This window comes from Janthinobacterium aestuarii (assembly GCF_046113285.1).
Classification (GTDB): domain Bacteria; phylum Pseudomonadota; class Gammaproteobacteria; order Burkholderiales; family Burkholderiaceae_D; genus Janthinobacterium.
Genome location: NZ_CP142524.1, coordinates 6,071,336 through 6,094,639, shown reverse-complemented (window position 1 = coordinate 6,094,639; position 23,304 = coordinate 6,071,336). Strand labels below are relative to the sequence as shown.

Annotated in this window: 23 protein-coding genes; 14 read left to right on the top strand and 9 right to left on the bottom strand. The window is 64.6% G+C overall.

Going from position 1 to position 23,304, the window contains the following annotated elements; genetic code table 11:
• The first annotated feature begins 77 nt into the window (after positions 1–77).
• From OX462_RS27460 to OX462_RS27430, 7 genes are read left to right on the top strand one after another with little or no spacing between them, the layout of a single operon-like run.
• The gene (locus OX462_RS27460; protein ID WP_070289386.1) at positions 78–776 is read left to right on the top strand and encodes a Crp/Fnr family transcriptional regulator; all 699 of its coding nucleotides are present in this window, start codon (positions 78–80) and stop codon (positions 774–776) included.
• Positions 763–2,826, top strand: a complete 2,064-nt coding sequence (locus tag OX462_RS27455; protein WP_409027459.1) for a DUF4132 domain-containing protein — start codon at positions 763–765, stop codon at positions 2,824–2,826. Before OX462_RS27460 ends, OX462_RS27455 begins: the two co-directional genes overlap by 14 nt.
• A 46-nt stretch (positions 2,827–2,872) precedes the next feature.
• Positions 2,873–4,696 (top strand): aminopeptidase P family protein, encoded by a 1,824-nt coding sequence (locus OX462_RS27450; protein ID WP_070218975.1) that lies wholly within the window; start codon positions 2,873–2,875, stop codon positions 4,694–4,696.
• The gene (locus tag OX462_RS27445) at positions 4,696–4,950 is read left to right on the top strand and encodes a hypothetical protein (RefSeq protein ID WP_046681889.1); all 255 of its coding nucleotides are present in this window, start codon (positions 4,696–4,698) and stop codon (positions 4,948–4,950) included. Before OX462_RS27450 ends, OX462_RS27445 begins: the two co-directional genes overlap by 1 nt.
• Complete coding sequence (locus OX462_RS27440; protein WP_070313099.1) at positions 4,951–5,691, top strand: MgtC/SapB family protein; 741 nt, start codon at positions 4,951–4,953, stop codon at positions 5,689–5,691.
• A 5-nt stretch (positions 5,692–5,696) separates the two neighbouring features.
• Positions 5,697–6,284, top strand: coding sequence for a DUF924 family protein (locus OX462_RS27435; RefSeq protein WP_409027458.1), 588 nt, complete (start codon positions 5,697–5,699; stop codon positions 6,282–6,284).
• 9 nt (positions 6,285–6,293) lie between these two features.
• The gene (locus OX462_RS27430; protein ID WP_070289392.1) at positions 6,294–7,121 is read left to right on the top strand and encodes a Rossmann-like and DUF2520 domain-containing protein; all 828 of its coding nucleotides are present in this window, start codon (positions 6,294–6,296) and stop codon (positions 7,119–7,121) included.
• Here OX462_RS27430 and OX462_RS27425 read toward each other — a convergent pair.
• Positions 7,118–8,614 carry a sensor domain-containing diguanylate cyclase gene (locus tag OX462_RS27425; protein ID WP_409027457.1) on the bottom strand — a complete coding sequence of 499 codons (1,497 nt, stop codon included), beginning with the start codon at positions 8,612–8,614 and terminating at the stop codon, positions 7,118–7,120. The genes OX462_RS27430 and OX462_RS27425 overlap by 4 nt on opposite strands.
• Positions 8,615–8,838: 224 nt before the next feature.
• On the opposite strand from OX462_RS27425, the gene OX462_RS27420 reads away from it, so the two are divergent.
• On the top strand, positions 8,839–9,201 hold the full coding sequence (locus OX462_RS27420; protein ID WP_070218980.1) for a hypothetical protein: 363 nt from the start codon (positions 8,839–8,841) through the stop codon (positions 9,199–9,201).
• 142 nt (positions 9,202–9,343) lie between these two features.
• Here the strand turns inward: OX462_RS27420 and OX462_RS27415 are convergent, their stop codons facing one another.
• Positions 9,344–9,925: a putative pterin-binding protein gene (locus tag OX462_RS27415; protein WP_070218981.1), complete on the bottom strand. Its 582-nt coding sequence runs from the start codon at positions 9,923–9,925 to the stop codon at positions 9,344–9,346.
• Between the two features lie 225 nt (positions 9,926–10,150).
• Between OX462_RS27415 and OX462_RS27410 the strand changes: the two genes are divergently transcribed.
• Positions 10,151–10,732 carry a porin family protein gene (locus OX462_RS27410; RefSeq protein ID WP_070218982.1) on the top strand — a complete coding sequence of 194 codons (582 nt, stop codon included), beginning with the start codon at positions 10,151–10,153 and terminating at the stop codon, positions 10,730–10,732.
• 72 nt (positions 10,733–10,804) lie between these two features.
• Here the strand turns inward: OX462_RS27410 and ettA are convergent, their stop codons facing one another.
• Both ettA and rarD read right to left on the bottom strand, forming a co-directional pair.
• Positions 10,805–12,472, bottom strand: coding sequence for an energy-dependent translational throttle protein EttA (gene ettA, locus OX462_RS27405; protein WP_034752850.1), 1,668 nt, complete (start codon positions 12,470–12,472; stop codon positions 10,805–10,807).
• Between the two features lie 87 nt (positions 12,473–12,559).
• Positions 12,560–13,444, bottom strand: a complete 885-nt coding sequence (gene rarD, locus OX462_RS27400; protein WP_070218983.1) for an EamA family transporter RarD — start codon at positions 13,442–13,444, stop codon at positions 12,560–12,562.
• 237 nt (positions 13,445–13,681) lie between these two features.
• Between rarD and OX462_RS27395 the strand changes: the two genes are divergently transcribed.
• Positions 13,682–15,559, top strand: coding sequence for a potassium transporter Kup (locus tag OX462_RS27395; protein WP_070218984.1), 1,878 nt, complete (start codon positions 13,682–13,684; stop codon positions 15,557–15,559).
• A 168-nt stretch (positions 15,560–15,727) separates the two neighbouring features.
• Positions 15,728–16,189 carry an FKBP-type peptidyl-prolyl cis-trans isomerase gene (locus tag OX462_RS27390; protein WP_070218985.1) on the top strand — a complete coding sequence of 154 codons (462 nt, stop codon included), beginning with the start codon at positions 15,728–15,730 and terminating at the stop codon, positions 16,187–16,189.
• 64 nt (positions 16,190–16,253) lie between these two features.
• Here the strand turns inward: OX462_RS27390 and OX462_RS27385 are convergent, their stop codons facing one another.
• Genes OX462_RS27385 through OX462_RS27375 form a run of 3 tightly spaced genes read right to left on the bottom strand, consistent with a single transcriptional unit; the run spans position 16,254 to position 18,338 of the window.
• A complete protein-coding gene (locus OX462_RS27385) occupies positions 16,254–16,925 on the bottom strand; it encodes a Dph6-related ATP pyrophosphatase (RefSeq protein ID WP_409027456.1) in 672 nt (223 codons plus the stop codon).
• Entirely contained in the window at positions 16,922–17,389 is a 468-nt protein-coding gene (locus OX462_RS27380; RefSeq protein ID WP_070289398.1) for a GNAT family N-acetyltransferase, read from the bottom strand. Before OX462_RS27380 ends, OX462_RS27385 begins: the two co-directional genes overlap by 4 nt.
• Positions 17,390–17,429: 40 nt before the next feature.
• Entirely contained in the window at positions 17,430–18,338 is a 909-nt protein-coding gene (locus OX462_RS27375; protein ID WP_121670821.1) for a LysR family transcriptional regulator, read from the bottom strand.
• A gap of 107 nt (positions 18,339–18,445) precedes the next feature.
• On the opposite strand from OX462_RS27375, the gene OX462_RS27370 reads away from it, so the two are divergent.
• Positions 18,446–19,279 carry a type 1 glutamine amidotransferase domain-containing protein gene (locus OX462_RS27370; protein WP_409027455.1) on the top strand — a complete coding sequence of 278 codons (834 nt, stop codon included), beginning with the start codon at positions 18,446–18,448 and terminating at the stop codon, positions 19,277–19,279.
• Positions 19,280–19,337: 58 nt separating this feature from the next.
• Here the strand turns inward: OX462_RS27370 and OX462_RS27365 are convergent, their stop codons facing one another.
• Positions 19,338–19,763, bottom strand: a complete 426-nt coding sequence (locus OX462_RS27365) for an organic hydroperoxide resistance protein (RefSeq protein WP_070289401.1) — start codon at positions 19,761–19,763, stop codon at positions 19,338–19,340.
• Positions 19,764–20,162: 399 nt separating this feature from the next.
• On the opposite strand from OX462_RS27365, the gene OX462_RS27360 reads away from it, so the two are divergent.
• The gene (locus OX462_RS27360) at positions 20,163–21,428 is read left to right on the top strand and encodes a histidine kinase (protein WP_070218991.1); all 1,266 of its coding nucleotides are present in this window, start codon (positions 20,163–20,165) and stop codon (positions 21,426–21,428) included.
• A complete protein-coding gene (locus OX462_RS27355; RefSeq protein ID WP_409027454.1) occupies positions 21,415–22,197 on the top strand; it encodes a LytR/AlgR family response regulator transcription factor in 783 nt (260 codons plus the stop codon). Before OX462_RS27360 ends, OX462_RS27355 begins: the two co-directional genes overlap by 14 nt.
• A gap of 43 nt (positions 22,198–22,240) precedes the next feature.
• On the opposite strand, the gene OX462_RS27350 is transcribed toward OX462_RS27355, so the two are convergent.
• Complete coding sequence (locus OX462_RS27350) at positions 22,241–23,284, bottom strand: histone deacetylase family protein (RefSeq protein WP_070218992.1); 1,044 nt, start codon at positions 23,282–23,284, stop codon at positions 22,241–22,243.
• Positions 23,285–23,304: the final 20 nt, after the last annotated feature.

Sequence of the window (23,304 nt, the reverse complement as noted above, 5' to 3'; positions counted from 1 at the left end):
AATGATAGTAGCCTGCGTTAGTTTGCCAAGTTGTCTTTTCGGGGACATTTACCCACTTTTCGATGGTGCATCGCACAATGATCAATCCTGATATCAGCCTCAAGGATGCCGTGCGCGCGGCCCACTGGGCGCAGCTGCTCGACCCTGTGCAAATGGCCCGGGTCGAGGCCGATGTGTTCGAGACTTTCGTGCCGAAAGGCGGCTTTGTCTGCCGCAAGGGCGAGCCGGTGGACAACTGGATCGGCGTCATCAGCGGCATGGTCAAGATGAATAATTTTTCCGCTTCCGGCAAGGCCATGACGTTTACGGGCTTGTCACCGGGCAGCTGGTTTGGGGAAGGTTCGCTGCTCAAGCGCGAGATGCGCAAATACGACACCATCGCCGTGCGCGATACGCGCGTGGCGCGCCTGCCCGCCACCACCTTCCACTGGCTGCTGGAAACGAGCCTGCCATTCACGCGCTTCCTGCTGATGCAGCTCAACGAGCGCCTGGGCCAGTTCATCGGCATGATGGAAAACGAGCGCCTGCTCGACCTGAACACGCGCGTGGCACGCTGCCTGGCCTCGATGTTCCACTCGCACCTGTACCCGAGCGTGGACACCCTGGTGCAGCTGTCGCAGGAAGAAATCGGCCTGCTGTCCGGTTCCTCGCGCCAGCGCGCCAACCAGGCCTTGCAGGTGCTGGAAAAAAAGGGTTTATTGCGCCTCGATTACGGCGGCATCCGCGTGCTGGACCTGGAAGGCTTGCGCCGCTACGAGGCCGATGATGGAGACTGAGATCTCCAGCCGTGCCGCAGCGCTGCGTGCACGCCTCGAGGGCGCTGCCGTCGAGCATGCGCGTTTCGCGGGGCCGCCGGTCGATTTCAGCGACTGGACGCCCGAAGAACTGGGCGCCGTCTGGGGTGCGCTGCACCGCGCCGCGGGCTTCGGCCATGACGATTATGCTCGGCGCGAACTGGCGCTGGCGCTATTGGCGCAAGCGAGCAGCATGAACCTGGCACCGGCGCTGGCAGGCGAGATGTTCCTCGATGCGCTGGACGCGGCCCGCGTGCACGACTGGGACTACGCAATCGGCTGCCTGGCTTGCCTGCGCGGCGCGCCACCGGAAGGCAGCGCGCAGCTGGCGCTGCGCATCCTCGATGAACCGAAGCATTGGGGCGAACAGCATTTTGCCGCCTGGCTGCTGGCGCAGCTGGCCGGCGGCGACGCCCTAACCCGGTTCGGGCAGATGATGGAGGAGCGCCATGCGCGCTACCCGATGCCCTTGACCTTGCAGGAACTCACCGTGCTGCCGCAGCTGGCGAAAACGTCGCTGCTGGCGCTGGCCGGCTCGCGCTACAGCGGCCACTGGAACCGCGACAGCATCGGCGAGGCCGATCCCGCCGACGTGCTGGCCGACGATGCGGTGTATGTCGATTTTGCGCGCACGATACTGGAGCAGGCGGCGCGCCATATCGCCGCCATCCATGACGGCAGCGTGCCGTATGCTGCCGATGCCGCCTTTGCCACGGCAGATTCTCCGGTGCTGGCGCGCGCCGCGCGGGTGGCGTCCTATCGCGATGACGCCTGGTTCGGGCCCGTGATCACCATCCTGCTGCCGTTGGCATGCGTGGCGCCCGGCGCGGCCAAGAGCGCGCCGTCGCAGTCGTTGGCGATGGCGCTGGGCCATGCGGTGGAAACCATTCCCACGCCCGAAAGCCTGCAGGCCCTGCGCGCGGCGCTGGCCCAGGTGCGCCATGCGGGCATCCGCAAGAAACTGGAACGCAATCTGAAACCGGCCGAACGGGCGCTGGCCGAACGGCCCGATATCGCCTGGAGGATCGGCATGCCGGGTCCCATGGGCAAGCGGCGCCAGACCATGCTGGCGCGCCGCCTGGAAGCGGGCTACGCCAGCGAGGTGTGGTTTGGCCTGGACCAATGGCGTGGCCTGCGCGACGATGCCGATATCGACGCGGTGGCGCGCGCGCTGGTCTGGCGCACGGGCGATGGGCTGGCCTTCATGCTCGACGGGAAGGGCGCCATCGACGCGCAGGGGCAGCCGGTGGATGTGCCGGAGCAAGGCGAGATCGGCCTGTGGCACCCCTTGCATGGCAGCGGGGAAGAGCGCGCCGCCTGGCAAGCGCTGCTCGCGCGGCGGCGCCTGCGCCAGCCGCTGCGCCAGGTTTATCGCGAAATATATGCACCGCCCGGCGACGGCGGCGCCCCATTTTCCGGCTACCAGCTGTCGCTGCCCACCTTGCTGGGACTGGCGCGCCGCGAAGGCTGGCGCCTGGACCACGATGAAGGCCTGTCGCGCCAGTTCGGTGCCTGGCGCGTGTCGCTGCGCATCGAGGGACGCGTGTATCCGGGGGCGGGCGGTGCCTGCACGTCAAACGGGCTGGCGCCCGCGCAGATGATGCCGATGGCGCCGGTGGCGTATTCGGAAGCGTGCCGCGCGGTGGACCTGCTGGTCAGCGCCAGCGCCTTGGCGCTGGTGGAGGAAGAGCAAAGCGTGGAGCGCGAACAGCGCCTGTTTTACCTGGCCAACCTGGCACCGGGGCCGATGGCGGGCATGCGGCGCGCCGTGCTGGAACAGGTATTCGCGGACCAGATCGAGGAGGGCCGGATGACGCTCGAAGCGCGCCACCTGATGGTGGGCCGGCATGCGATCCACCTGACCACCGGCAGGGTCACGAAGGATGGCGCCGAGGCGGTGATCGAGGCGGTAGCGCAGGGGAACAAGCTGGGCGCCGTGCCGTGGCTGCCCTACGACGAGGCGCTGCTGGAAAAAATCGCCGCCGCCGCCGGGGCGCTGCTGGCGTTGCAGCGAGTGCAGCCCGGCTGCTAATCGCGGTATCATAGACGCTTCCCAGCACCGCTCCATTTTCGCTCCCATGCAGACACCAGACCAATCCACTCCCGCCTCCCGTTTGTCGCAGCTGCGCGGCGCCATGCGCGCGCAGCACATCGATGCCCTGATCGTGCCGTCGGCCGACCCGCATTTGTCCGAGTACCTGCCGGCCCGCTGGCAGGGCCGCGAGTGGCTGTCGGGTTTTACGGGTTCCGTCGGCACCTTGGTCGTGACGCAGGATTTCGCCGGCGTGTGGACCGATGGCCGCTACTGGGAGCAGGCGGAAGACGAACTGGCCGGCAGCGGCATCGTCCTGAAGAAAATCCCGTCCGGCGCCAGCGTGCTGTATATCGACTGGCTGGGCGAGACCATGCGGCCGGGGCAGACGGTGGCCGTCGACGGCGCCGTGCTGGGCCTGGCCAATGCGCGCCTGCTGCAGCAGGCGCTGGGCGCGCAAGTGACTCTGCGCACGGATACCGATGTGCTGCAAGCCGTGTGGCCGCAGCGCCCGGCCATGCCCGCCGCGCCGGTGTACGAGCATGCGGCCGCGTATCCAACGCTGTCGCGCATGGAAAAACTGGCAGCCCTGCGTGCCGGCATGGCGGCGCACGGCGCCAGCCACCACGTCATTTCCACCCTCGACGATATCGCGTATTTGTTCAACCTGCGCGGCGCCGACGTCAACTACAACCCCGTCTTCCTCGCCCATGCGCTGGTGGGCCCCGAGCGCGCCACCCTGTTCGTCGCCGACGGCAAGCTGCCCGCCGCCCTGCGCGCCACGCTGGAGAGCGAAGGCGTGGACGTGGCCGCGTATGACCGCGCGGCCGCCGCGCTGGCCGCCCTGCCGGCCGGCGCCACCCTGCTGCTCGATCCGCGCCGCATCACGTTCGGCACGCGCCAGGCCGTGGCCGACGGCGTGCGCGTGGTCGAGTCGATCAACCCGACCACCCTGGCCAAGTCGCGCAAGACGGACGCTGAAGCGGCGCACGTGCGCGCCGCCATGGAGCAGGACGGCGCCGCCCTGTGCGAATTTTTCAGCTGGTTGGACGCCACCCTGGCCGACCCGCAACGCGCGCCGTTGACGGAAATCGGTGTCGACGAACACCTGACGGCCGCCCGCGCCCGCCGCGCCGGTTTTGTCAGCCCCAGTTTCGGCACCATCGCCGGCTTCAATGCGCATGGCGCCATCATGCATTACCACGCCCATGCGGGCAGCGAGGCCACCATCGAAGGCGACGGCCTGCTGCTGATCGACTCGGGCGGCCAGTATTGGGGCGGTACCACGGACATCACGCGCGTGGTCCCCGTCGGCACGATCACGGCAGAACACCGGCGCGATTTCACCCTCGTCTTGCGCAGCATGATCGCCCTGTCGCGCGCGCAGTTCCCGCGCGGCGTGAAGTCGCCCATGCTCGACTCGATTGCCCGCGCGCCCCTGTGGGCCGAAGGCATCGACTTTGGCCACGGCACGGGCCATGGCGTGGGTTTCTTCCTGAACGTGCACGAAGGGCCGCAATCGATTTCGCAGTCCGCCATGCCGGAGCCGCAGACGGCGATGGAACCGGGCATGATCACCTCCATCGAGCCGGGGATCTACCGACCGGGCCAGTGGGGCATCCGCATCGAGAACCTGGTGCTCAACATTCCCGCAGGGACGACGCCCTTCGGCGAATTCCTGCGCTTCGAGACATTGACCCTGTGCCCGATCGACACGCGCTGTGTGGAACGCTCGCTGTTGCGCGACGACGAGGCGGCCTGGCTCAACGACTATCACGCCACCGTGCGCGCGCGCCTGGCGCCGCACCTGGCGGCGCCGGCCGATGCGCCTGCGCTGGCGTGGCTGGAACAGCGCACGGGAGCCATCTGATGCGCTCGACCCGCGCCACGTCCGCCATCGAGCGGCTCAAGGAACGCACCGGCAACCGCCTCTACACGATGGCGCGCACGGGCGATGAACTGTTCTTCCTCACGGAAGGCCCCGGCTTGCCGCCCCTGTGCCCGCCGCTGGAACTCGACGCCTTCGTCGCCTTCGTCAATGGCCTGGGACCGCAAAAGGCGCGCCGCGTCAGCAAGCTCGACGTGGCGTTTGAAAAGCAGCTGACCAAAAAACCCCAGGATTAAATGCCGACCATCGACTTCCTGCGCGCCTACTGGTCGCCGGCCGAGCTGGCGACGAATGGCGTGATCCTGCTGAACCTGCTGGGCGCGCTGCTGCTGGGCTTGCTGGTGGGGTATGAGCGTTCGTATCACGGGCGCGCGGCCGGCATGCGTACCTACAGCCTCGTGTGCATGGCCTCGGCCGCGCTGACCGTGCTGGGCGGCTATCCCGAGTTCTGGTACGGCGGCCATGGCGCCATCGTCGGCAGCGATCCCACGCGCGTCATCCAGGGCATCGTCACGGGCGTGGGTTTTCTGGGCGCCGGCGTCATCATGCGCGAGGGCTTCAATATCAGCGGCCTGACGACGGCCGCCTCGATCTGGGCTTCGTCCGTGATCGGCATCATGGTGGGCATCGGCTTTTATCTGTCGGCCATGGGCCTGGCCTTTCTGTGCGCGATGGCGATGATTTTTCTGTCAAAATTGGAGAACTGGCTGCCGTCGCGCCATGCGGTGGCCATCACCATGCGCTTCAAGCAAGGCTTCATTCCGCGCGAGGATGCGCTGCGGCGCATGGCCGCCAAGCGCGGCTACGACATCGCGGGCGGCTCGCTGACCATCGGCAGCACGGACGGCATGCAGGAATGGCGCTTTGTCGCCATCGCGCATGGCAAGAACACGGGCGCCAGCCTGTCGGCCATGTCGGCCGAACTGGCCGCCTTCGACGGCATCGCCGGCTTCCAGCTGTCGCATGCACGCAACTGAAAAGGATGGACATGGACCCCCAGGCTCAAAAAGTACTCGATTTCTGGTTCCTGCCGCCGGATCACCCCGGCCACGGCCAGGCGCGCATGGAATGGTTCCGCAAGGATGACGGTTTCGATTTGCTGATACGCGCGCGTTTCGGCGCGCTGACCGATGCCGCCATAGCCGGCGGCTTGGGCGAATGGGATGCGACGCCGCATGGCGCGCTGGCGCGCCTCATCGTGCTCGATCAGTTCACGCGCAATGTGTACCGCGGCACGCCGCGCGCCTTTGCCGGCGACGCCTGGGCGCTGGCGCTGGCCGTCGCCATGACGCAGCAGGGGCTGGACCAGCAACTGCCGCCGATGCTGCGCGCCTTCGTGTATTTACCGTTCGAACACGCGGAAGACCTGGCCATGCAGGCGCGCGCCGTCGAGCTGTTCCAGCGCTTGTCGCAGGCGCAGCCCGGTTTTGACAGCATGCTCGACTACGCCGAGCGCCACCAGGAAGTGATCGCCCGCTTCGGCCGCTTCCCGCACCGCAACGCCATCCTCGGTCGCCCCTCGACCCCGGAAGAAGTGGAATTTTTGCGCCAGCCGGGATCGAGCTTTTAGACAATCATCATGAACGTGACATTGAATATCATCGGCGCCGGCCACGTGGGCAAGGTGCTGGGCCGTCTGTTCGCCGGCGTGGACGGGATTGCGGTGCAGGACGTGCTGACGCGCTCGATGGCGTCGGCGCAGACGGCCGTGGACTTCATCGGCGCCGGCACCCCCGTCGACAGTTATGCGGCCTTGCGCCACGCCGACGTCACCATGCTGGCCGTGTCGGACGACCAGATCGGCCCGGCCTGCGCGGCGCTGGTGGCCGAGGGACGCCAGGCGGGCGCCATCGTGTTTCACTGCAGCGGTGCGCTGGCCTCGAACGTGCTGCTGGCGGCCACGCAGGCCGGTGCCTTTGTCGCCAGCGCCCACCCGATCCGCAGCTTTGCCGACCCGCAGCAGGTGGCCGCCACCTTCGACGGCACGTTTTGCGGCGTCGAAGGCGACCCGCTGGCGCTGGTTTTCCTCACGCCGGCCTTGATCGCCATTGGCGCGCGCCCCGTGCCCATCGATCCGGCCGCCAAGACCCTGTATCACGCCGCTGCCGTCTTCGCCAGCAATTACCTGGTGACGGTGCTCGACGCGGCCTTGCGCGCCTACCAGGCGGCCGGCATTCCCGAACCGGTGGCGCGCGAACTGGCGCAGCCGCTGGTGACGGAAGCGGTGGCGAACGTGTTTCGCCTGGGCGCCGCGCCCGCGCTGTCCGGCCCCATCGCGCGCGGCGATTCGGCCACCGTGCAACGCCAGCAGCTGGCCGTGCAAAGCTGGGATGCGGCCACGGGCGAGTTGTACCGGGCGCTGGTGGCGCCCACGCAGGATCTGGCCCGGCGCAAGTCCGCGCTTTAAGCGGCGCGCAGGCGGTTGCGGCCCTGCTCCTTGGCCTGGTACAAGGCGCTGTCGGCGCGTGAAAAGAAGGCCGATTCGCTTTCCTCCGGCCGGTACTCGGTCACGCCCAGGCTGATCGTCACGGGGACGCGCGGTTCGGGCAGGCCGAAATCGTGGCGTTCGATGGCGGCGCGCAGGCTTTCCGCCACTTCCGCCGCTTTGGCCAGGCTGCAGTCATTCAGCAGCACCAGGTATTCCTCGCCGCCCCAGCGCGTGATGACATCGCTTTCGCGCACGGTGGCGCGCGCCACGTCCGCCACGCCACGGATGACCTTGTCGCCCCACAGGTGGCCGTGGGTATCGTTGACGCGCTTGAAGAAATCGATGTCGAAGAGGATGGCCGACATCGGCTGCTCATTGCGTTTGGACAATAACATCGCGCGCTGGAACAGCAATTCCAGCGATTGGCGGTTCAATAGCCCGGTCAGCGCATCCGTCGAGGCGATGCGCTCGATGCGGCGCTGGTAGCGGTTCACCGTCAGCAGGGTCAGCAGCAGTACCAGCAGGGTGACGCCAAAGCTGATGGCCAGGTTGAAGATGAACACGCGCTGCAGCGACTGGACTTCGTCGCTGACGTTTTGCTCGACCACCAGGTACCAGCCCAGTTCGGGAATGAAACGCGAGTTGACGAGGATTTGCGCGCGGCCCAGCTGGTACGACAAATGCGTCGGCTCGCTGCGGTGGTTGATGATCTGCTCGGCAATGGCGTTCACGCCGGGCAGGCTGCGGATGTTGCCGTGCCCGTTGCGCACGCTCTTGCCTGCCAGCACCAGGGAGCCGGCGGCATCGACAAAATAGATGTTGCGGTGGAAGCGCGCCTGGTAGCGGTCGATGATGTGGCTCATGGTGGCCAGGGTCAGGCCGATGCCGGTGGCGCCGATGAACTGGCCATCGTAATCGACCACGCGGTGGTTGATGAAGATGGTCATGCTGTCGCGGTTGGCCATGTCCACGTCGACATTCGTTTCATAGTCGGTCTTGTCCATGGCGCGCACGCGGTAGTACCAGATGTCGCGCGTCGCCTCCGGACTGACGGATTTCAAGGTGCCTTCCGCGTAATAATATTTGCTGCTCTTGTCCGAGACGAGAAAGCTGGTGATGGCGCCGTACTTTTTCTTGACTTCGGCCAGGTAGCGCACGATCTGTTCCGGCTTGTTTTCGCCGGCCAGTATCCAGTCGCGCACGAAGGTGTCGTGCGCCATCAGCGAGGAGATGAAGACGGGGCGCAGCATGTCCTTCTGGATTTCCGAGTAAATATTGTCGCCCGTCAGCGGCAGGGTCTGGTCTGCGATGCCGTGCTCGATGGCCTGGCGCGAAGCCAGGTAGCTGGCCAGGCTGGTGGCCATGAAGCCCGCCCCCAGGATCAGGGTCAGGAGGATGAGCAGGCGGTATTTGATCGACAGAAGACGCATGGAGACGAGGTAGTGGCAGGCGGGAAGGCCATGGTGAGGCAAGCTAAAAGTATGCAGCAGGGCGGATATTGGCGCAATGATAACTGGTTTTATTGACAATTTATGCTGGCGAACGCGACAAGATAACCACGACTTACCAAATAAAAGTGCCGATTTGTCGACAAAGATGCAAATTAGCAATAAGATTTGATGAGGGGAATCATTGCGCATCGCCCCTGTCTTGCCGCCCGTTTCAGGCGCGGGACATTCCGCGCAGGGAGTGTTGCATGTTATTTTTAAAGAGTACGTCCGTTAGCAAGGCCCCCGGCATCTACGAGGTCGACATCGCCGCCAAGCCGCCAGGCAAGACCTTCGGCATTTTTCTTGCCACCGATCCCGACCATCCGCCGCTGGCCTTGCTGGAGCAATTGAAGGCGCTCGGTTTCGAGAACACCTATAGTTCGCCCTACCTGCACAAGGATTCGGGCAAGGTGCTGGACCTGCATTTCCAGAAGGATGGCACGGATATCTTCAAGGGCTGGAAAACCGAGGAGTGCACGCACAACCTGGCGGCCATCACTGCCCTGTTCGAAGAGCACGGCATTACCATCGCGCCACGTGTCATGTCGATGGCCGAAGCCTACGCCTAAACGCTTGTCAAAACCTGCTGCGCGTCGCGCTTTGCGGCCGGCGATGCTCACCGGCTCGGCGCCCCCGTGCTCAAGCACGGCTGCGCTTCTCGGCCACAAATCACCGCCGCTCGCTACGGTTTGTCTGGCGTCGCAAGTCAGCTCAACCCGCCTCCACGCCGATGTGATACAGCGCCCACGGGCAGCTGGCGAAGCGCTCGGCCAGGGGTAGGGCCGCCACGGCCGCGATGCGGTCCGCGTCGTGGATCGCCCATAGCGGCCCCAGGCCGCCCAGCGCCATCGGTTGCCCATCGAGGTGGGTGGCGACAATAAAACGCTGTGCGCGCGCCTGCGCCATGGTCAGCGCCGCCGCATAGCCATCCACGGCGCGCAGCAGCAGGCGGACCTCGCCTTCCTCGGGGGCGCCCGCCGCCTTCAAGACATCGACCAGCAGCGGACCGCGCAGCGCATGCGCCTTGCCGTCGTATTCCAGGGTGGGGCGAATCGTGTGTGCCGGCAAGTTCGTCAGCGCCGCAAAGTCGAATGCCCGCGCCCGCTCAAAACTGATTTTCTGCTTGTGCATCATCTGGTCGCGCACGGCGTCGAACGGGCCCCGGTTCGGCTTGTCGACGCTGCCCGTGACGGTCAGCAGGGCAGGGCCCCGCAGGCCGGCGGGCGCCGCCCGGCCGATGGCCGGCAGGGTGGCCGCCGCCATGGCGGCGGCGAGAAACTGGCGTTTGTGCATGCACTGCTCCTTCGGACTGAAAATCGTTAATGTACTTAAGTCTAGCTTAAGTTCGTTCAACGGTGCGCATTTTACGGTTATTGTCAGTTTGCAATCTCCGCTTACATCTTGTCACAGTTCTTACGCAATGGAGAAAGACGTAGCTTTTTTCGGCTGCTATTGTGTACTCATCGCACTTCGCTGAACTGCGAATCCAGGCACCATTCACTAATTAAGAGAGAGAACATGATGAAGAAGAAAATCCTGTTTGCAATGATCGCTTCCGTTACTGCACTGACCGGCATGAGCGCCGCGCACGCCGAAGGCGCCTATGTGGGCGCCGGTGTCACGGGCAACCGCTACAATTTTGATATTCCTGGCGCCACCAGCGCCGATAATCACAGCGGCTACAAGGCCGGCGCGAAGATCTTCGCCGGTTACGATTTCGATAAAACCTGGGCGGTCGAGGGCGGCTACGCCGATTTCGGCAGCAAGGATTACAGCTATGTCACCGGCGCCGGCAACGGTTCCGTGAAAAGCGATTCGCACGGCTACTACCTGGCCGGCAAGGCCACCATGCCCGTGAGCGACAAAGTCGGCGTGTTCGGCAAGCTCGGCGTGGCCAAGGTCAAGAACAGCTTGAGCGGCACGGGCCTGTCGACCGGCATCAGCGGCAATGACAAGACGGGCGTGTACGCTTCCGTCGGTGCCCAGTACGCGATCAACGAGAAAGTCTCGCTGACGGCGGAAGTGGAACACTTCGGCAAGAGCGCCGACCAGGGCCGCAAGGCGACAGGCTTGGCTTTAGGCGCACGCTACAATTTCTAATCGCTTAGAAATGTGCTGAAAAAAAAGGCAGTTACCGCGAGGTAACTGCCTTTTTGCATTGTCAGAGATAAATTACGTCGTCAATGGCTTGTAGCGGATACGCTTCGGTTTCGCGCCTTCTTCGCCCAGGCGTTTCTTCTTGTCGGCTTCGTATTCCTGATAGTTGCCGTCAAAGAAGGTGACCTGCGAATTGCCTTCGAACGCCAGGATGTGCGTGGCGATACGGTCGAGGAACCAGCGATCATGGGAAATGACCATGACGCTGCCGGCAAATTCCAGCAGGGCGTCTTCCAGTGCGCGCAAGGTTTCCACGTCCAGATCGTTCGACGGTTCATCGAGCAGCAGGACGTTGCCGCCCATCAGCAGGGTTTTCGCCAGGTGCAGACGGCCGCGTTCACCGCCGGACAGGTTGCCCACTTGCTTTTGCTGGTCCGAGCCCTTGAAGTTGAAGCGGCCCAGGTAGGCGCGCGACGGCATTTCGAAGCGGCCGACCGTCAGCATGTCGGCGCCGCCGGAGACGTCTTCGAACACGGATTTGTTGTCAGCGAGACTGTCGCGGTTCTGGTCGACGATGGACACGCGCGCCGTCTGGCCGATGGCCACTTCGCCGCTGTCCGGTGTTTCCTTGCCGGTGATCATCTTGAACAGGGTCGACTTACCGGCGCCGTTGGGGCCGATGATGCCGACGATGGCGCCTGGCGGCACGGTAAAGCTCAGGTTATCGATCAGCAAACGGTCGCCGAACGCTTTCGACACGTTCTTGAACTCGATGACTTCATTGCCCAGGCGCTCTGCCACGGGAATGAAGATCTCCTGCGTTTCGTTGCGCTTCTGGTATTCGTGCTCGGACAGCTCGTTGAAGCGGGCCAGACGGGCTTTCGACTTGGCCTGACGCGCTTTCGGGTTCTGGCGCGACCATTCCAATTCCTTCTGCAGCGCTTTCTGGCGCGCCGATTCCGTCGCTTCTTCCTGCTTCAGGCGGGCTTGCTTCTGGTCCAGCCAGGTCGAGTAGTTGCCCTTCCATGGAATGCCGTGGCCGCGGTCCAGCTCCAGGATCCACTCGGCCGCGTTGTCGAGGAAGTAGCGGTCATGGGTGATGGCTACCACGGTGCCGGGGAAGCGCAGCAGGAATTGTTCCAGCCAGTCGACCGATTCCGCATCCAGATGGTTGGTCGGCTCGTCGAGCAGCAGCATGTCCGGTTTCGACAGCAGCAGCTTGCACAGCGCCACGCGGCGCTTTTCACCGCCGGACAGCACGCCGATGGTGGCGTCCCACGGCGGCAGGCGCAGCGCGTCGGCGGCCATTTCCAGCTGCAGATTCAGATTGCCGCCGTCGGAGGTCGAGATGATCGCTTCCAGGCGTGCCTGTTCCGTGGCCAGGGCGTCGAAATCGGCGTCTTCCTCGGCATATGCGGCGTACACGGCTTCCAGCTTGGCTTGCGCTTCAAACACTTCGCCCAGGCCCGACTCGACTTCCTGGCGCACGGTTTTTGCCGGGTCCAGCTGCGGTTCCTGCGGCAGGTAGCCGATGTTCAGGCCCGGCATCGGCACGGCTTCGCCCTGGATGTCGGTGTCGATGCCTGCCATGATTTTCAGCAGGGTCGATTTGCCGGAGCCGTTCAGGCCCAGCACGCCGATCTTCGCGCCTGGGAAGAAGGAGAGGGAAATATCTTTCAGAATCTGGCGCTTGGGCGGGACGATTTTGCCCACGCGATTCATGGTGTAGACGTAATTTGCCATTAGAAATCTCGGGTGATATACAAAGACGGACAGGATACGGTAAACGCCCGCTTCCGGCCAGCGCTGTGCGCTGCCGGGACGGACCGATCAGGCGGCCAGGCGCGCGCGGCGGCTGCTCCACAGGCCTTCGGCCGCATACAGGCCCAGCGCCGTCCAGATGACGAGGAAGCCCAGCATGCGTTCGGGCGTGAACGATTCGTGGAAGACCCATACGCCGATCAGCAGCTGGCCCGTGGGGGCGATGTATTGCAATAGCCCCAGCACGGCCAGCGGCAGGCGGCGCGCGCCGGCGGCGAACAGCAGCAGGGGAATGGCCGTGATGGGGCCGGACGCCAGCAGCAGCGCGCGCGTGGCGGTGGAATCCGTATTGACGAAGCCGCTCTGGCCATGCCAGGCCAGCCACAGCATGTAGGCCAGCGCCAGGGGAAATAAAATCAGGGTTTCGAACGACAAGCCTTCCAGCGCGCCCAGCGCGGCCGTCTTGCGCAGCAAGCCATAGCCGCCGAAGGTGGCGGCCAGCAGCAGGGCGATCCATGGTACTTGCCCCGCCTGCCAAGTGAGCCAGGCCACGCCGCAGGCGGCCAGGCCGATGGCCAGCCACTGCAGGCGGCGCAGGCGTTCGTGCAGCAGCAAAAAGCCCAGCATGACATTGATCAGGGGCGTAATAAAGTAGCCGAGGCTGGCGTCGACCACGTGGCCGTTGTTGACGGCCCAGATATAGATGAACCAGTTGGCGGACAGCAAAAACGCGCTGGCGACGAAGCTGGCCACCACCTGCGGCTGGCCTTTCAGGGCGCCCAGCCAGCTCCACTGGCGGCGCACGGTCAGTACGATGCCTAGAAACAACAGCGACCAGACCATGCGGTGCGCCAGGATTTCCTGTGGTGCAATCTCGCCGATGGCGTGGAAATACAGGGGAAACAGGCCCCAGCACAGGAAGGCGAGGGAGGCGTAGAGCATGCCTGGATTCATGATGGGCTTCGCTGGAGAGTAGACAGTCTGTCATTATGGCTGAAAACATCGGGGGCTGCCCGGCGCCGCTGGCGAAGCGTAGAATGGCAACAAATCAATGGCCGCAAGCCCGCGCAGCAAGGCGGAGCGGCACAAAACCACGACTTTGGGGCAGCCCGTAACCATGCAAAAATACTCTTGCTATTTGCTAATACCTATCATATTGTGCGATGCAACAAAACAAAAACGGGTGCAATCTTGACGTCGGAACATAAAAAAAGCGGCCTGGCCGGCTTGACGCTGGCGGCCGTCGGGATCGTTTACGGCGATATCGGCACCAGCCCGCTGTACACCCTGAAGACGGTCTTCGACCCGGCCCACGGCCTGGCGCTCTCGCCCGAGAATTTGCTGGGCATCGTTTCGCTGATCTTCTGGGGCCTGACGCTGATCGTCTCGCTCAAGTACGTGACCCTGGTGCTGCGCGCCGACAACCGCGGCGAGGGCGGCATCATGGCCCTGATGGCGCTGGTGCTGTCGTCCGTCAGCCGCCTGTCGCGCTGGCATTTTCCGCTGATGGTGATCGGCGTCTTTGGCGCCACCCTGTTCTATGGCGACAGCGTGATCACGCCGGCCATTTCCGTGCTGTCGGCGATCGAAGGCCTGGAAGTGGCCACGCCCGCCTTCAGTCCCTACGTGGTGCCGCTGACCATCGCCGTGCTGGTGGGCCTGTATTCCGTGCAGTCGCACGGCACGGCCGGCATCGGCCGCTATTTTGCCCCCGTCATGGTGCTGTGGTTTGCCGCGCTGGCCGGCATGGGCGTGGTCAACATCATCAAGTCGCCCGCCGTCCTGGCCGCACTCAATCCCCTGCACGCGGCGACCTTCCTGATGAATAACGGCTTCGTTGCCTTCGTCGCCCTGGGCGCCGTGGTGCTGGCGCTGACGGGTGCCGAGGCGCTGTACGCCGACATGGGCCACTTCGGCAAGAAACCGATCCGCCTGGCCTGGTTCCTGATCGCCTTCCCCGCGCTGGCGCTGAACTACCTGGGCCAGGGTGGCTTGCTGCTGGCCCATCCCGAAGCCGTCTCGAATCCGTTTTACCAGCAGCTGGGCGCGTGGAGCGTGTATCCGCTGGTGATTTTGTCGACCATGGCTACCGTGATCGCGTCGCAGGCCACCATTTCCGGCACCTTCTCGATGACCAAGCAAGCGATCGCGCTGGGTTTCCTGCCGCGCATGCGCGTGCGCCACACGTCGGAAAGCGAAATCGGGCAGATCTACATCCCCGCCGTGAACTGGCTGCAGCTGGCCGTCGTGCTGCTGGCCGTCGTCGGCTTCGGCTCCTCGGAAAACCTGGCCGCCGCCTACGGCATTGCGGTCACGGCCACGATGCTGTCGACCACCATCCTGACCTTCTTCGTCATCCGTTACCGCTGGAAGATGAACCTGGCCCTGTGCTGGGCCGCCACGGGCTTTTTCCTGATCATCGACATCAACCTGGTGTCGGCGACCGCCTTGAAACTGTTCCACGGCGGCTGGTTCCCGCTGCTGCTGGGTTCGATCTTGTTCATCGTCATGCTGACCTGGAAACGGGGCCGCCAGCTGGTGTTCCAGAACCTGGAAAAGCATGCGATTCCGCTCAACGATTTCCTTTCGTCGCTGTTCATCGCGCCGCCGCTGCGCGTCCCCGGCACGGCCATCTTCCTGCGTGGCGAAACGGATGGCGTGCCGCATGCGCTGCTGCATAACTTGCTGCATAACAAGGTTCTGCACGAGCGCGTGATTTTCCTCACCGTCTTCATGCATGAAGAGCCGTGGGTGGCGCCATCGGAGCGCGTGCGCGTGGTGGAGCTGGGCCACCAGTGCTACCAGGTCAACGTGCATTACGGCTTCAAGGATGAACCGGACATTCCGGCTGCGCTGGCGCAGTGCGCGCAGCAGGGACTGGACTTCGAGATGATGGAAACGTCGTTCTTTATCGCGCGCCAGACCATCATCTCGACGCCGGGCGCCGGCATGATGCCGTGGCGCGAGCACCTGTTCGTCACCATGTCGCGCAATGCGCGCACGGCGGCCGACTACTATCAGATCCCGAGCAACCGGGTAATCGAACTGGGCACGCAGGTGGAAATCTAGACGCGACAGTGCGGCGGAATGGTTGTTGTGACAATGTTGTATTGTTGCGCAATCTTCCGCCCTGCTTACGTCTGCTTACAAATTGGCTGCGCGACTCCTGTTAAACTGCTGCTCGCACTGGTCCGCACCGTACGGGCTGAGCCACACACCAATATTTAAAGGGAAACCATGAAATCGGTATTTCAAATGATCGCCACCCTCGCTTGCGCCGTGGCCCTGACCGCTTGCGGTGCCGCTGCCAACACCGAGAAACCGGTCGTGCTCGACCCGAATACGCAAGTGAAAGAACTGACCATTACCGATACGGTGACCGGCACCGGCACGGCGGCGGCAGCGGGCGACACCTTGCTGGTGACTTACACGGGCTGGCTGTATGACGCAAGCAAGCCGGGCAACAAGGGCGTGCAGTTCGATGCGAGCCCGGCAGGCAGCGGTTTTACTTTCCCTCTGGGTGTCGGCCGGGTCATCCTGGGCTGGGACCGCGGCCTGGTCGGCATGCAGGTCGGCGGCACGCGCACCCTGGCCATTCCGTATGACCTCGGTTATGGCAAGGCCGGCAGCGCGCCGAAGATTCCTGGCTACGCCGGCTTGCTGTTCGAGATCAAGCTGGTGAGCGTGACGAAAAAATAAGCACGCGCAGGGCACATGAAAAGGGCGATTCCACGGAATCGCCCTTTTTGCTTTGCTGGCCGGTTTAAACGGGCGCCAGCTCCTGGAAGTAATACGTGGCGCCGCCCAGCTTGGCCGGCGCGTCATATTGCAGCACTTGCGTGCGGCGCAGCGCCACGGGGGCGCTGAAGGCGGGGCCGTCGTAGACGAAGGTGTGGAATTCGCCGTTTTCGCCGCAGGCATCGACGCCGGGCGGCAGGTCGGCCAGGAAGGCGGCGTCGAACTCGCGCCCGCAGAATTCGCGTGGCAGATGCTGGCCATTGATGCACACGACGATAGCCTTGAAGCCGGCGGCGAGAAATTCGTCGACCAGCGCGCGCCGCGCTTCGCCCCACAGCGGCAGGTGCGCCGTCAGGCCGGCGACCGCGCAGACTTTTTCTTCCCAGTCGCGGTGCGGCTGCAGGTCGATGTCGCCGAAGATGGCGTGCTCGATGCCCTCGGCCTTGGCCGCGCGCAGCGTGGCGACGAACTGTTCTTCATAGCTGGCCCAGCTGGCGTGATAGCGCTGCAGGCGCGCGCCCAGGCTGGCCGCCTGCGCTTCGAGCAACTCGGGCGGCACGCCGTGCGAGCGCGACTTGCGGCCATCTTCATCCATGGCCGTGATCAACAGCGGCACGTCCATGCCGGCGTTGCGGGCGCGCCACAGGGCTAGGCAGGAATCCTTGCCGCCGCTCCAGGAAATCAAGGCCGTCGTCATGCCGCTGGCTCCGCGCGCAGCATGTCGACGTGCTGGATGCCGTCTTCGTCATACGGCGCGCTGACGGTGACAAAGCCGAACGATTGATAAAAGCGTTCCAGATAGTGCTGTGCGCCGATGCGGATGGCGTGGCCCGGATGCTGGCGCTCGGCCCGCGCGATGCCCTCAAGCAACAACTGCTTGCCGGCGCCGCTGCTGCGCGCCTCGGGCGCCGTCAGCACGCGGCCCAGCGACATTTCCACATACTTGGCGCCCGGCGCCAGCACGCGCAGGTAGGCGGCCAGCCGGCGCTGGCCATCGGCCGTTTGCCAGCCCAGCAAGTGCATCGCCTGCTGGTCATGGCCGTCCAGGTCCGGATAAATGCACTGCTGTTCGATGACGAACACGCGCTGGCGCAAGGCCAGCACCTGGTACAAATCGTGGGGGCCGAGTTCGTCGAACGTGTTCCATTGCCAGCTGATCATGGTTCATCCTTGATTGAGAGTGGCCGTGATTTTACCGGCTTCACGCCCCCGGCGTGGGATAGCGCTGCGCATACCACTGCTTCAGGTGCTCGATGCAGCGCGTCACGCGGGGCGCCACCAGCTGGCGCGACGGGTAGATGGCGAACAGCGCCAGGCTGGGGCGCTCGATTTCCGGAAACAGCTCGACCAGGGCGCCGCTGGCCAGTTCCTCGCGGCAGACAAAGGTGGGCAGGATGCCGATGCCCAGGCCGCGCAGGATCAGGCTGCGCATGAACAGCGTGTTGTTGGTGCGCACCCAGTTCGGCACTTCGATATCGCTGTGCGGCCCCGCATGGCGCAGTGGCCAGCGGCTGCCGAACAGGGCGTGGCTGTAGATGAAGCAGCGCTGGCGCGTCAGGTCCGTGGGTTCGGCCAAGGGGCCGTGGCGTTCCAGGTAGGCGGGCGCGCAGCAGATGTGCAGGCGGTAGTCGTGGATGTGGCGCGCCACATAGCTCGAATCGGTGAGCGCGGTGGTGACGCGAAAGCCCAGGTCGTAATTGGCGGCCGCCAGGTCGACATATTCATCCTTCAGGTCGACGTCCAGGCGCAGCGCGGGCCAGTCGGCCATGAAATCGGCCAGGCCCTCGGCCAGCTCGCCCACGCCCAATGTCAGCGGCGCGTTGATGCGCAGGCGGCCCGTCACGTGCGCCGTGGAATGGGCCACCATGTCCTCCGCCTGCGCCAGCTCATCGAGCAGCTTGCGGCAGTGCTCGAGATAGGCGGCGCCCGTTTCCGTCAGGGCCAGCTGGCGCGTGGTGCGCGTCATCAGGCGCCCGCCCAGTTCCTGCTCCAGCTGGCCGATGCGCCGGCTCACGTACGAGGCCGACAAGTCCAGTTCATCGGCCGCGCGGCGAAAGCTGCCCAGCTCGGCCACGCGGCGAAACAGCTGCATCGCCTGCAATTTATCCATCCCCGCTCCATTCAGTCGTATTCCGCATCAGTGCTATGCATTATTCATCATTTTTCCGTATTTTGATTCGGAATATGCTGGTGTCCTCTCTACAGAAAGGCCACACCATGAAAAAATTACTCATCAGCAGCCTGTTGCTCGCCGCCTTTTCCACCGCCCAGGCGGCCGACGTCCTCGTCGTGCTGTCGGATGCGAATCATCTCGACTTGCGCGACGGTAAGGTCTTTTCGACCGGTTTCTATCTGAACGAATTGATGCAGCCCGTGAAAAAGCTGCTCGACGCGGGCCACACGGTGACGTTCGCCACGCCGCAGGGCCAGGCGCCGGCCCTGGACGCCAGCTCCGATACGGACGCGTATTTTGGCGGCGACGTGGTGGCCCATGCGGCGCACAAGGCCTTGCTCGAGCAGCTGGCGCTGACGGTGCCGGGCCGCTCGCCCGTGATCAGCCTGAAACGGGTGGAACAGATCGGCTATGCCCACTACGCGGCCGTGCTGGTGCCGGGCGGCCATGCGCCCATGCAGGACTTATTGAAGGACGCCAGCCTGGGCGCCTTGCTGCGCCAGTTCCACGCGGACGGCAAGCCGACGGCGCTGCTGTGCCATGGCCCCATCGCCCTGTTGTCGGCCCTGCCGCAGGCGGCCCAGTTTACGGCCGCGCTGGAAGCGGGCCGGACGCCGCCCACGCCGGCTGACTGGATCTACAAGGGCTACCGCATGACGGTGATCAGCAATGAGGAGGAGCTGGCGGCGCAGGGTGCGCTGAAGGGCGGATTGATGAAGTTCTATCCGCAGTCGGGCTTGCAGGCGGCCGGCGCGCAATATGTGCAGAACCAGGCGCCGTGGACCAGCAATGTGGTGGTCGACCGCGAGTTGATCACGGGACAGAATCCCGCCTCGGCGCCGGCCCTGGCAGACAAGCTGCTGCAGGCGCTGCGCTAAAAAAAAGCCCCGGCGGCGCCAAGGCGCGGCCGGGGAGTTACAGTGCGTGCAGCGTGGATTACACGATCGTCAGCGTGACGTCGATGTTGCCGCGCGTGGCGTTCGAGTAGGGGCACACGATGTGGGCGGCGGCGACCAGCGCTTCGGCGGCGGCGCGGTCCATGCCCGGCAGCGAGATTTTCAGTTCCACTTCGATGCCGAAGCCCGTCTCGATGGCGCCGATGCCGACGTTGCCTTCGATCGACAGGTCCGCCGGCACGGCGATCTTGTCGCGGCCGCCGACGAATTTCATGGCGCCGATGAAGCAGGCCGAGTAGCCGGCGGCGAACAGTTGTTCCGGATTGGTGCCCACGGCGCCATTGCCGCCCAGTTCTTTCGGCGTCGTCAGCTTGACGTCGAGCACATTGTCGGATGACACGGCACGGCCTTCGCGGCCTCCGGTGGCGGTGGCTTGCGCGCGGTACAGGACTTGTTTGATCGACATGATGGTTCCTTTAGGTAGATAAATAGGTGACTACTAAATAGTGTGCTACTTGTTTCGCGGGCCGTGGCCCCAGGATGCCCGTCTGAAGAAGTAAATCCGGCGTCCATGTGTGCAATATATATCGTGCGCTATTTAATTGCAAGCGATTTTATTCATGAAGTCACGACACCTGACAAAACCGTTGCGAGCGGAAGGGAGAGGTGGTCGAGACGCGGAACCGTACTTTGAGTACGGTGAGCATCGCAGGCCACCTGTACCGACGCGCAGCAGGTTTGGTCAGGTGTCTTGAACCTTTATTTTGATGCCTTTGTCGCCACTACCGGGCTTCCATCGCATAATGGCCACCGCTGCCGGGGCCGATGATTATGCTGGCCTCACTTCAATACCCAAGGAAAAATCATGACCAGCCTTTTCTTTATCCTGCGCCTCACCCTGGCCGCGATGCTCACGTACATCATCGCCACGGCGATCCTGGTCGAGAACTTTCTGCGCTATCTCTTTGGGAATACGGAAGGCTTCTTTGTCATCATCGGCGCCTTGCTGGCCTGCACCGTCGTCACGAATGCGTTTTCGCACGTGCGCCGCGTGCGCCTGATCGCCGGCGCCGTCAATGCCGCCACCCTGTCGAGCCGCCAGCGGCGCCAGATCGAGATTCCGTTCGAGGCGGGCGAGGCGTTCGACATGGTCGATGCGGCCATCCGCGAACTGCCGGGCAGCGAAGTGGTGGAAAGCGCGCGCGACAGCCTGCAGGTGCAGGCGCGCGTGCGCCGCGCGGCGCCGTACACGCATACGGGCTTGCCCCGCATGCGCGTGCTGGGTTTCCTCGAGCCGCGGCCGAATCAGATCCTCGCCACCGTCACGCCGAATGGCGAGGCGGGCAGCGTGACCCTGATCTGCGAGCCGGCGCGCAATGCGTGGACCGACTGGTTCCTCGTCGACCATGGCAGCAACCTGGAAAACGCGGAGGCGGTGACGCGGGCCATCACGCGCCGGGTGGCGCAGCGCCGCCGCGGCGAGCAGGCCGAGGCGCGCCAGACGGTGACGGAAAAGGAACTGACGGTGGCCAAACTGAGCCTGCTGCATGCGCAGGTCGAGCCGCACTTCCTGTACAACACGCTGGCCAGCGCGCAGCTCCTCACGCGCAGCGACCCCGTGCGCGCCGACGCGATGCTGGGCAACCTGATCCTGTACCTGCGCCACTCGCTGCCGCGCACGGAGCAAGCCATGTCGACCCTGGGCACGGAGCTGGAACGGGCGCGCGCCTACCTCGACATCCTGAAAATCCGCATGGGCGAGCGCCTGAACCTGCAGATCGAGGTACCGCAATACCTGCGCCAGGTGGAGCTGCCGCCGATGATGCTGCAAACGCTGGTGGAAAACGCCATCAAGCATGGCCTGGAGCCGAAAAGCGGCGGCGGTACCATCTGGATCATGGCGCGCAGCGGCAATGGCACGGTGATCGTCACGGTGGCCGACGACGGCAAGGGTTTCAGCGACGACGGCGCCGGCACGGGCATCGGCCTGCGCAATGTGCGCGAGCGCCTGCGCCTGACCTACGGCAATGCCGCCGCGTTTGCCATCGTCGCCAACTTCCCCGATGGCGTGACGGCCACCATCACGGTGCCGGACAGCACGGCGCAAGGAGTGTCGTATGCATCCGCCTGAAATGACTTGCGTCGTCGCCGAAGATGAAACCCTGCTGCGCGATGCGCTCGTGGCCCTGCTGGCCGAAGAGTGGCCGGCACTGCGCATCGTCGCCGCCTGCGACGACGGCGGCACGGCGCTCGAGGCCATCGCCACGCACAAGCCCGACGTCGCCTTTCTCGATATCCGCATGCCGGGCCTGACGGGGCTGGAAGTGGCGGCCGGCGCGCTCGCAGCGAGTCCCGGCACGCAGGTGGTGTTCGTCACGGCCTACGACCAGTACGCCATCGATGCCTTCGACAAGGGCGCCGTCGATTATCTATTGAAACCGATCGGACGCGAGCGCCTGCAGGCGACCCTGCAGCGCGTGCGGGCACGGGCCGGCAAGGCCCGGGCGGACGACGGCGCGCTGGCCGGCCTGCTGCAGCAATTGAGCAGCGCCTTGCCGGCGGCAGCCAAGTCGCCGCCGCTGGTGTGGCTGACGGCCAGCAGCGGCAAGGATACGCGTCTGATCATGGTGGAAGACATCGCCTATTTTCAATCCGACACCAAGTACACGGCCGTCATGACGGCCGACGGCGAGGCGCTGCTGCGCAAGCCGATCCGCGAACTGCTCGACGTGCTCGATTCGGCCATTTTCAAACAGATCCACCGCTCCACCATCGTCAACATGAAGATGGTGGCGTCGGTGACGCGCGACGAGGTGGGACGCGGCGCCCTGCGCCTGAAGACGCGGCCGGAAACCCTGGCCGTGAGCCAGCCGTTCATGAGTTTGTTTCGGAATATGTAGGTCGGCTTAGCCCGCGAGGGCGTAAGCCGACATCACCACCGGCCTACTCCGCCGTCTCAAAACCTTCCAGCACGTTCACCACATTGATGCCGATTTCCTTGACCGCATAACCGCCTTCGAGGATGAAGGCGGTGGGCAGGTTCAGATGCGCGAGGCGTTCGCCCACGCGCAGGTAGTCGCCGCTTTGCAGCGAGAAATGCGACAGCGGGTCGCCCACGAAGGTGTCGACACCGAGCGAGACCACCAGCGCGTCGGGCGCATACATATTGATGCGCAGGCAAGCCGTTTCCAGCGCGGCGAACCAGCTGGCCGTGGACGTGCCGGCCGGCAGCGGCAGATTGACGTTGTAGCCGAGCCCCGCGCCGCTGCCCGTTTCGTCGGCGTGACCGAGGTAAAACGGATATTCGCTGCGCGGGTCGGCGTGGATGGAGGCGAACAGCACGTCGTCGCGTCCGTAAAAAATGCTCTGCGTGCCGTTGCCGTGGTGGTAATCGATGTCGAGGATGGCGACCTTGCGCGCGCCGTCGTCGAGCAGGTGCTGCGCGGCTAGGGCCGCGTTGTTCAGAAAACAGTAGCCGCCAAAGAAATCGCTGCCCGCATGGTGGCCCGGCGGGCGCGTGAGGGCGAATGTGGCCCGTTCGCCCAGGCGCAATGCGTGCGCCGCATTGACGGCGCAGTCGGCGCCCGTCTTGGCCGCCGTCCAGGTGCCGGCCGTCAGCGGCGTGCCATTGTCCATCGAATACAGGCCCAGCTTGGCCGTGAAGTCGTCCGGTTCGATATCGCTGCGCAAGGTGCGCACGGGCCACACGGACGGCAAGGCATCCTTGCCCCCGTTGTCGGGGTCGAGCGCCAGCCAGTCGTGCCAGGCATGGCGCAGGAAATGCAGGTAGCGGGGCGTGTGGATGCGCTCCAAGGAGGTCAGCGGCACGCCGTGCGGCGTGACGATGCGGCCCAGGTTGCGCCGCCCCAGCTCGGCCACCACCATGTCGGCCCGCTCCGGTGTCTCGAAGCAGGGCACCATGGTGCCGCGAAACATCTCGAAGCGGCCCCGGTGCTGGCCGTGCAATTCATTGTAGAAGGTCAGCATCGGGCGCCAGGCAAAAAGTC

Excerpts from the sequence above, each read along its gene's own strand:
- OX462_RS27350 (WP_070218992.1), bottom strand. The coding sequence starts at position 23,284 with ATGCTGACCTTCTACAATGAATTGCACGGCCAGCACCGGGGCCGCTTC.
- OX462_RS27415 (WP_070218981.1), bottom strand. The coding sequence starts at position 9,925 with ATGCACAAACGCCAGTTTCTCGCCGCCGCCATGGCGGCGGCCACCCTG.
- OX462_RS27440 (WP_070313099.1), top strand. The coding sequence starts at position 4,951 with ATGCCGACCATCGACTTCCTGCGCGCCTACTGGTCGCCGGCCGAGCTG.
- OX462_RS27420 (WP_070218980.1), top strand. The coding sequence starts at position 8,839 with ATGTTATTTTTAAAGAGTACGTCCGTTAGCAAGGCCCCCGGCATCTAC.
- OX462_RS27370 (WP_409027455.1), top strand. The coding sequence starts at position 18,446 with ATGAAAAAATTACTCATCAGCAGCCTGTTGCTCGCCGCCTTTTCCACC.
- OX462_RS27450 (WP_070218975.1), top strand. The coding sequence starts at position 2,873 with ATGCAGACACCAGACCAATCCACTCCCGCCTCCCGTTTGTCGCAGCTG.
- OX462_RS27455 (WP_409027459.1), top strand. The coding sequence starts at position 763 with ATGATGGAGACTGAGATCTCCAGCCGTGCCGCAGCGCTGCGTGCACGC.
- OX462_RS27445 (WP_046681889.1), top strand. The coding sequence starts at position 4,696 with ATGCGCTCGACCCGCGCCACGTCCGCCATCGAGCGGCTCAAGGAACGC.
- OX462_RS27435 (WP_409027458.1), top strand. The coding sequence starts at position 5,697 with ATGGACATGGACCCCCAGGCTCAAAAAGTACTCGATTTCTGGTTCCTG.
- OX462_RS27460 (WP_070289386.1), top strand. The coding sequence starts at position 78 with ATGATCAATCCTGATATCAGCCTCAAGGATGCCGTGCGCGCGGCCCAC.
- OX462_RS27355 (WP_409027454.1), top strand. The coding sequence starts at position 21,415 with ATGCATCCGCCTGAAATGACTTGCGTCGTCGCCGAAGATGAAACCCTG.
- OX462_RS27360 (WP_070218991.1), top strand. The coding sequence starts at position 20,163 with ATGACCAGCCTTTTCTTTATCCTGCGCCTCACCCTGGCCGCGATGCTC.
- OX462_RS27380 (WP_070289398.1), bottom strand. The coding sequence starts at position 17,389 with ATGATCAGCTGGCAATGGAACACGTTCGACGAACTCGGCCCCCACGAT.
- OX462_RS27430 (WP_070289392.1), top strand. The coding sequence starts at position 6,294 with ATGAACGTGACATTGAATATCATCGGCGCCGGCCACGTGGGCAAGGTG.
- OX462_RS27365 (WP_070289401.1), bottom strand. The coding sequence starts at position 19,763 with ATGTCGATCAAACAAGTCCTGTACCGCGCGCAAGCCACCGCCACCGGA.
- OX462_RS27390 (WP_070218985.1), top strand. The coding sequence starts at position 15,728 with ATGAAATCGGTATTTCAAATGATCGCCACCCTCGCTTGCGCCGTGGCC.
- OX462_RS27410 (WP_070218982.1), top strand. The coding sequence starts at position 10,151 with ATGATGAAGAAGAAAATCCTGTTTGCAATGATCGCTTCCGTTACTGCA.
- rarD (WP_070218983.1), bottom strand. The coding sequence starts at position 13,444 with ATGAATCCAGGCATGCTCTACGCCTCCCTCGCCTTCCTGTGCTGGGGC.
- OX462_RS27375 (WP_121670821.1), bottom strand. The coding sequence starts at position 18,338 with ATGGATAAATTGCAGGCGATGCAGCTGTTTCGCCGCGTGGCCGAGCTG.
- ettA (WP_034752850.1), bottom strand. The coding sequence starts at position 12,472 with ATGGCAAATTACGTCTACACCATGAATCGCGTGGGCAAAATCGTCCCG.
- OX462_RS27385 (WP_409027456.1), bottom strand. The coding sequence starts at position 16,925 with ATGACGACGGCCTTGATTTCCTGGAGCGGCGGCAAGGATTCCTGCCTA.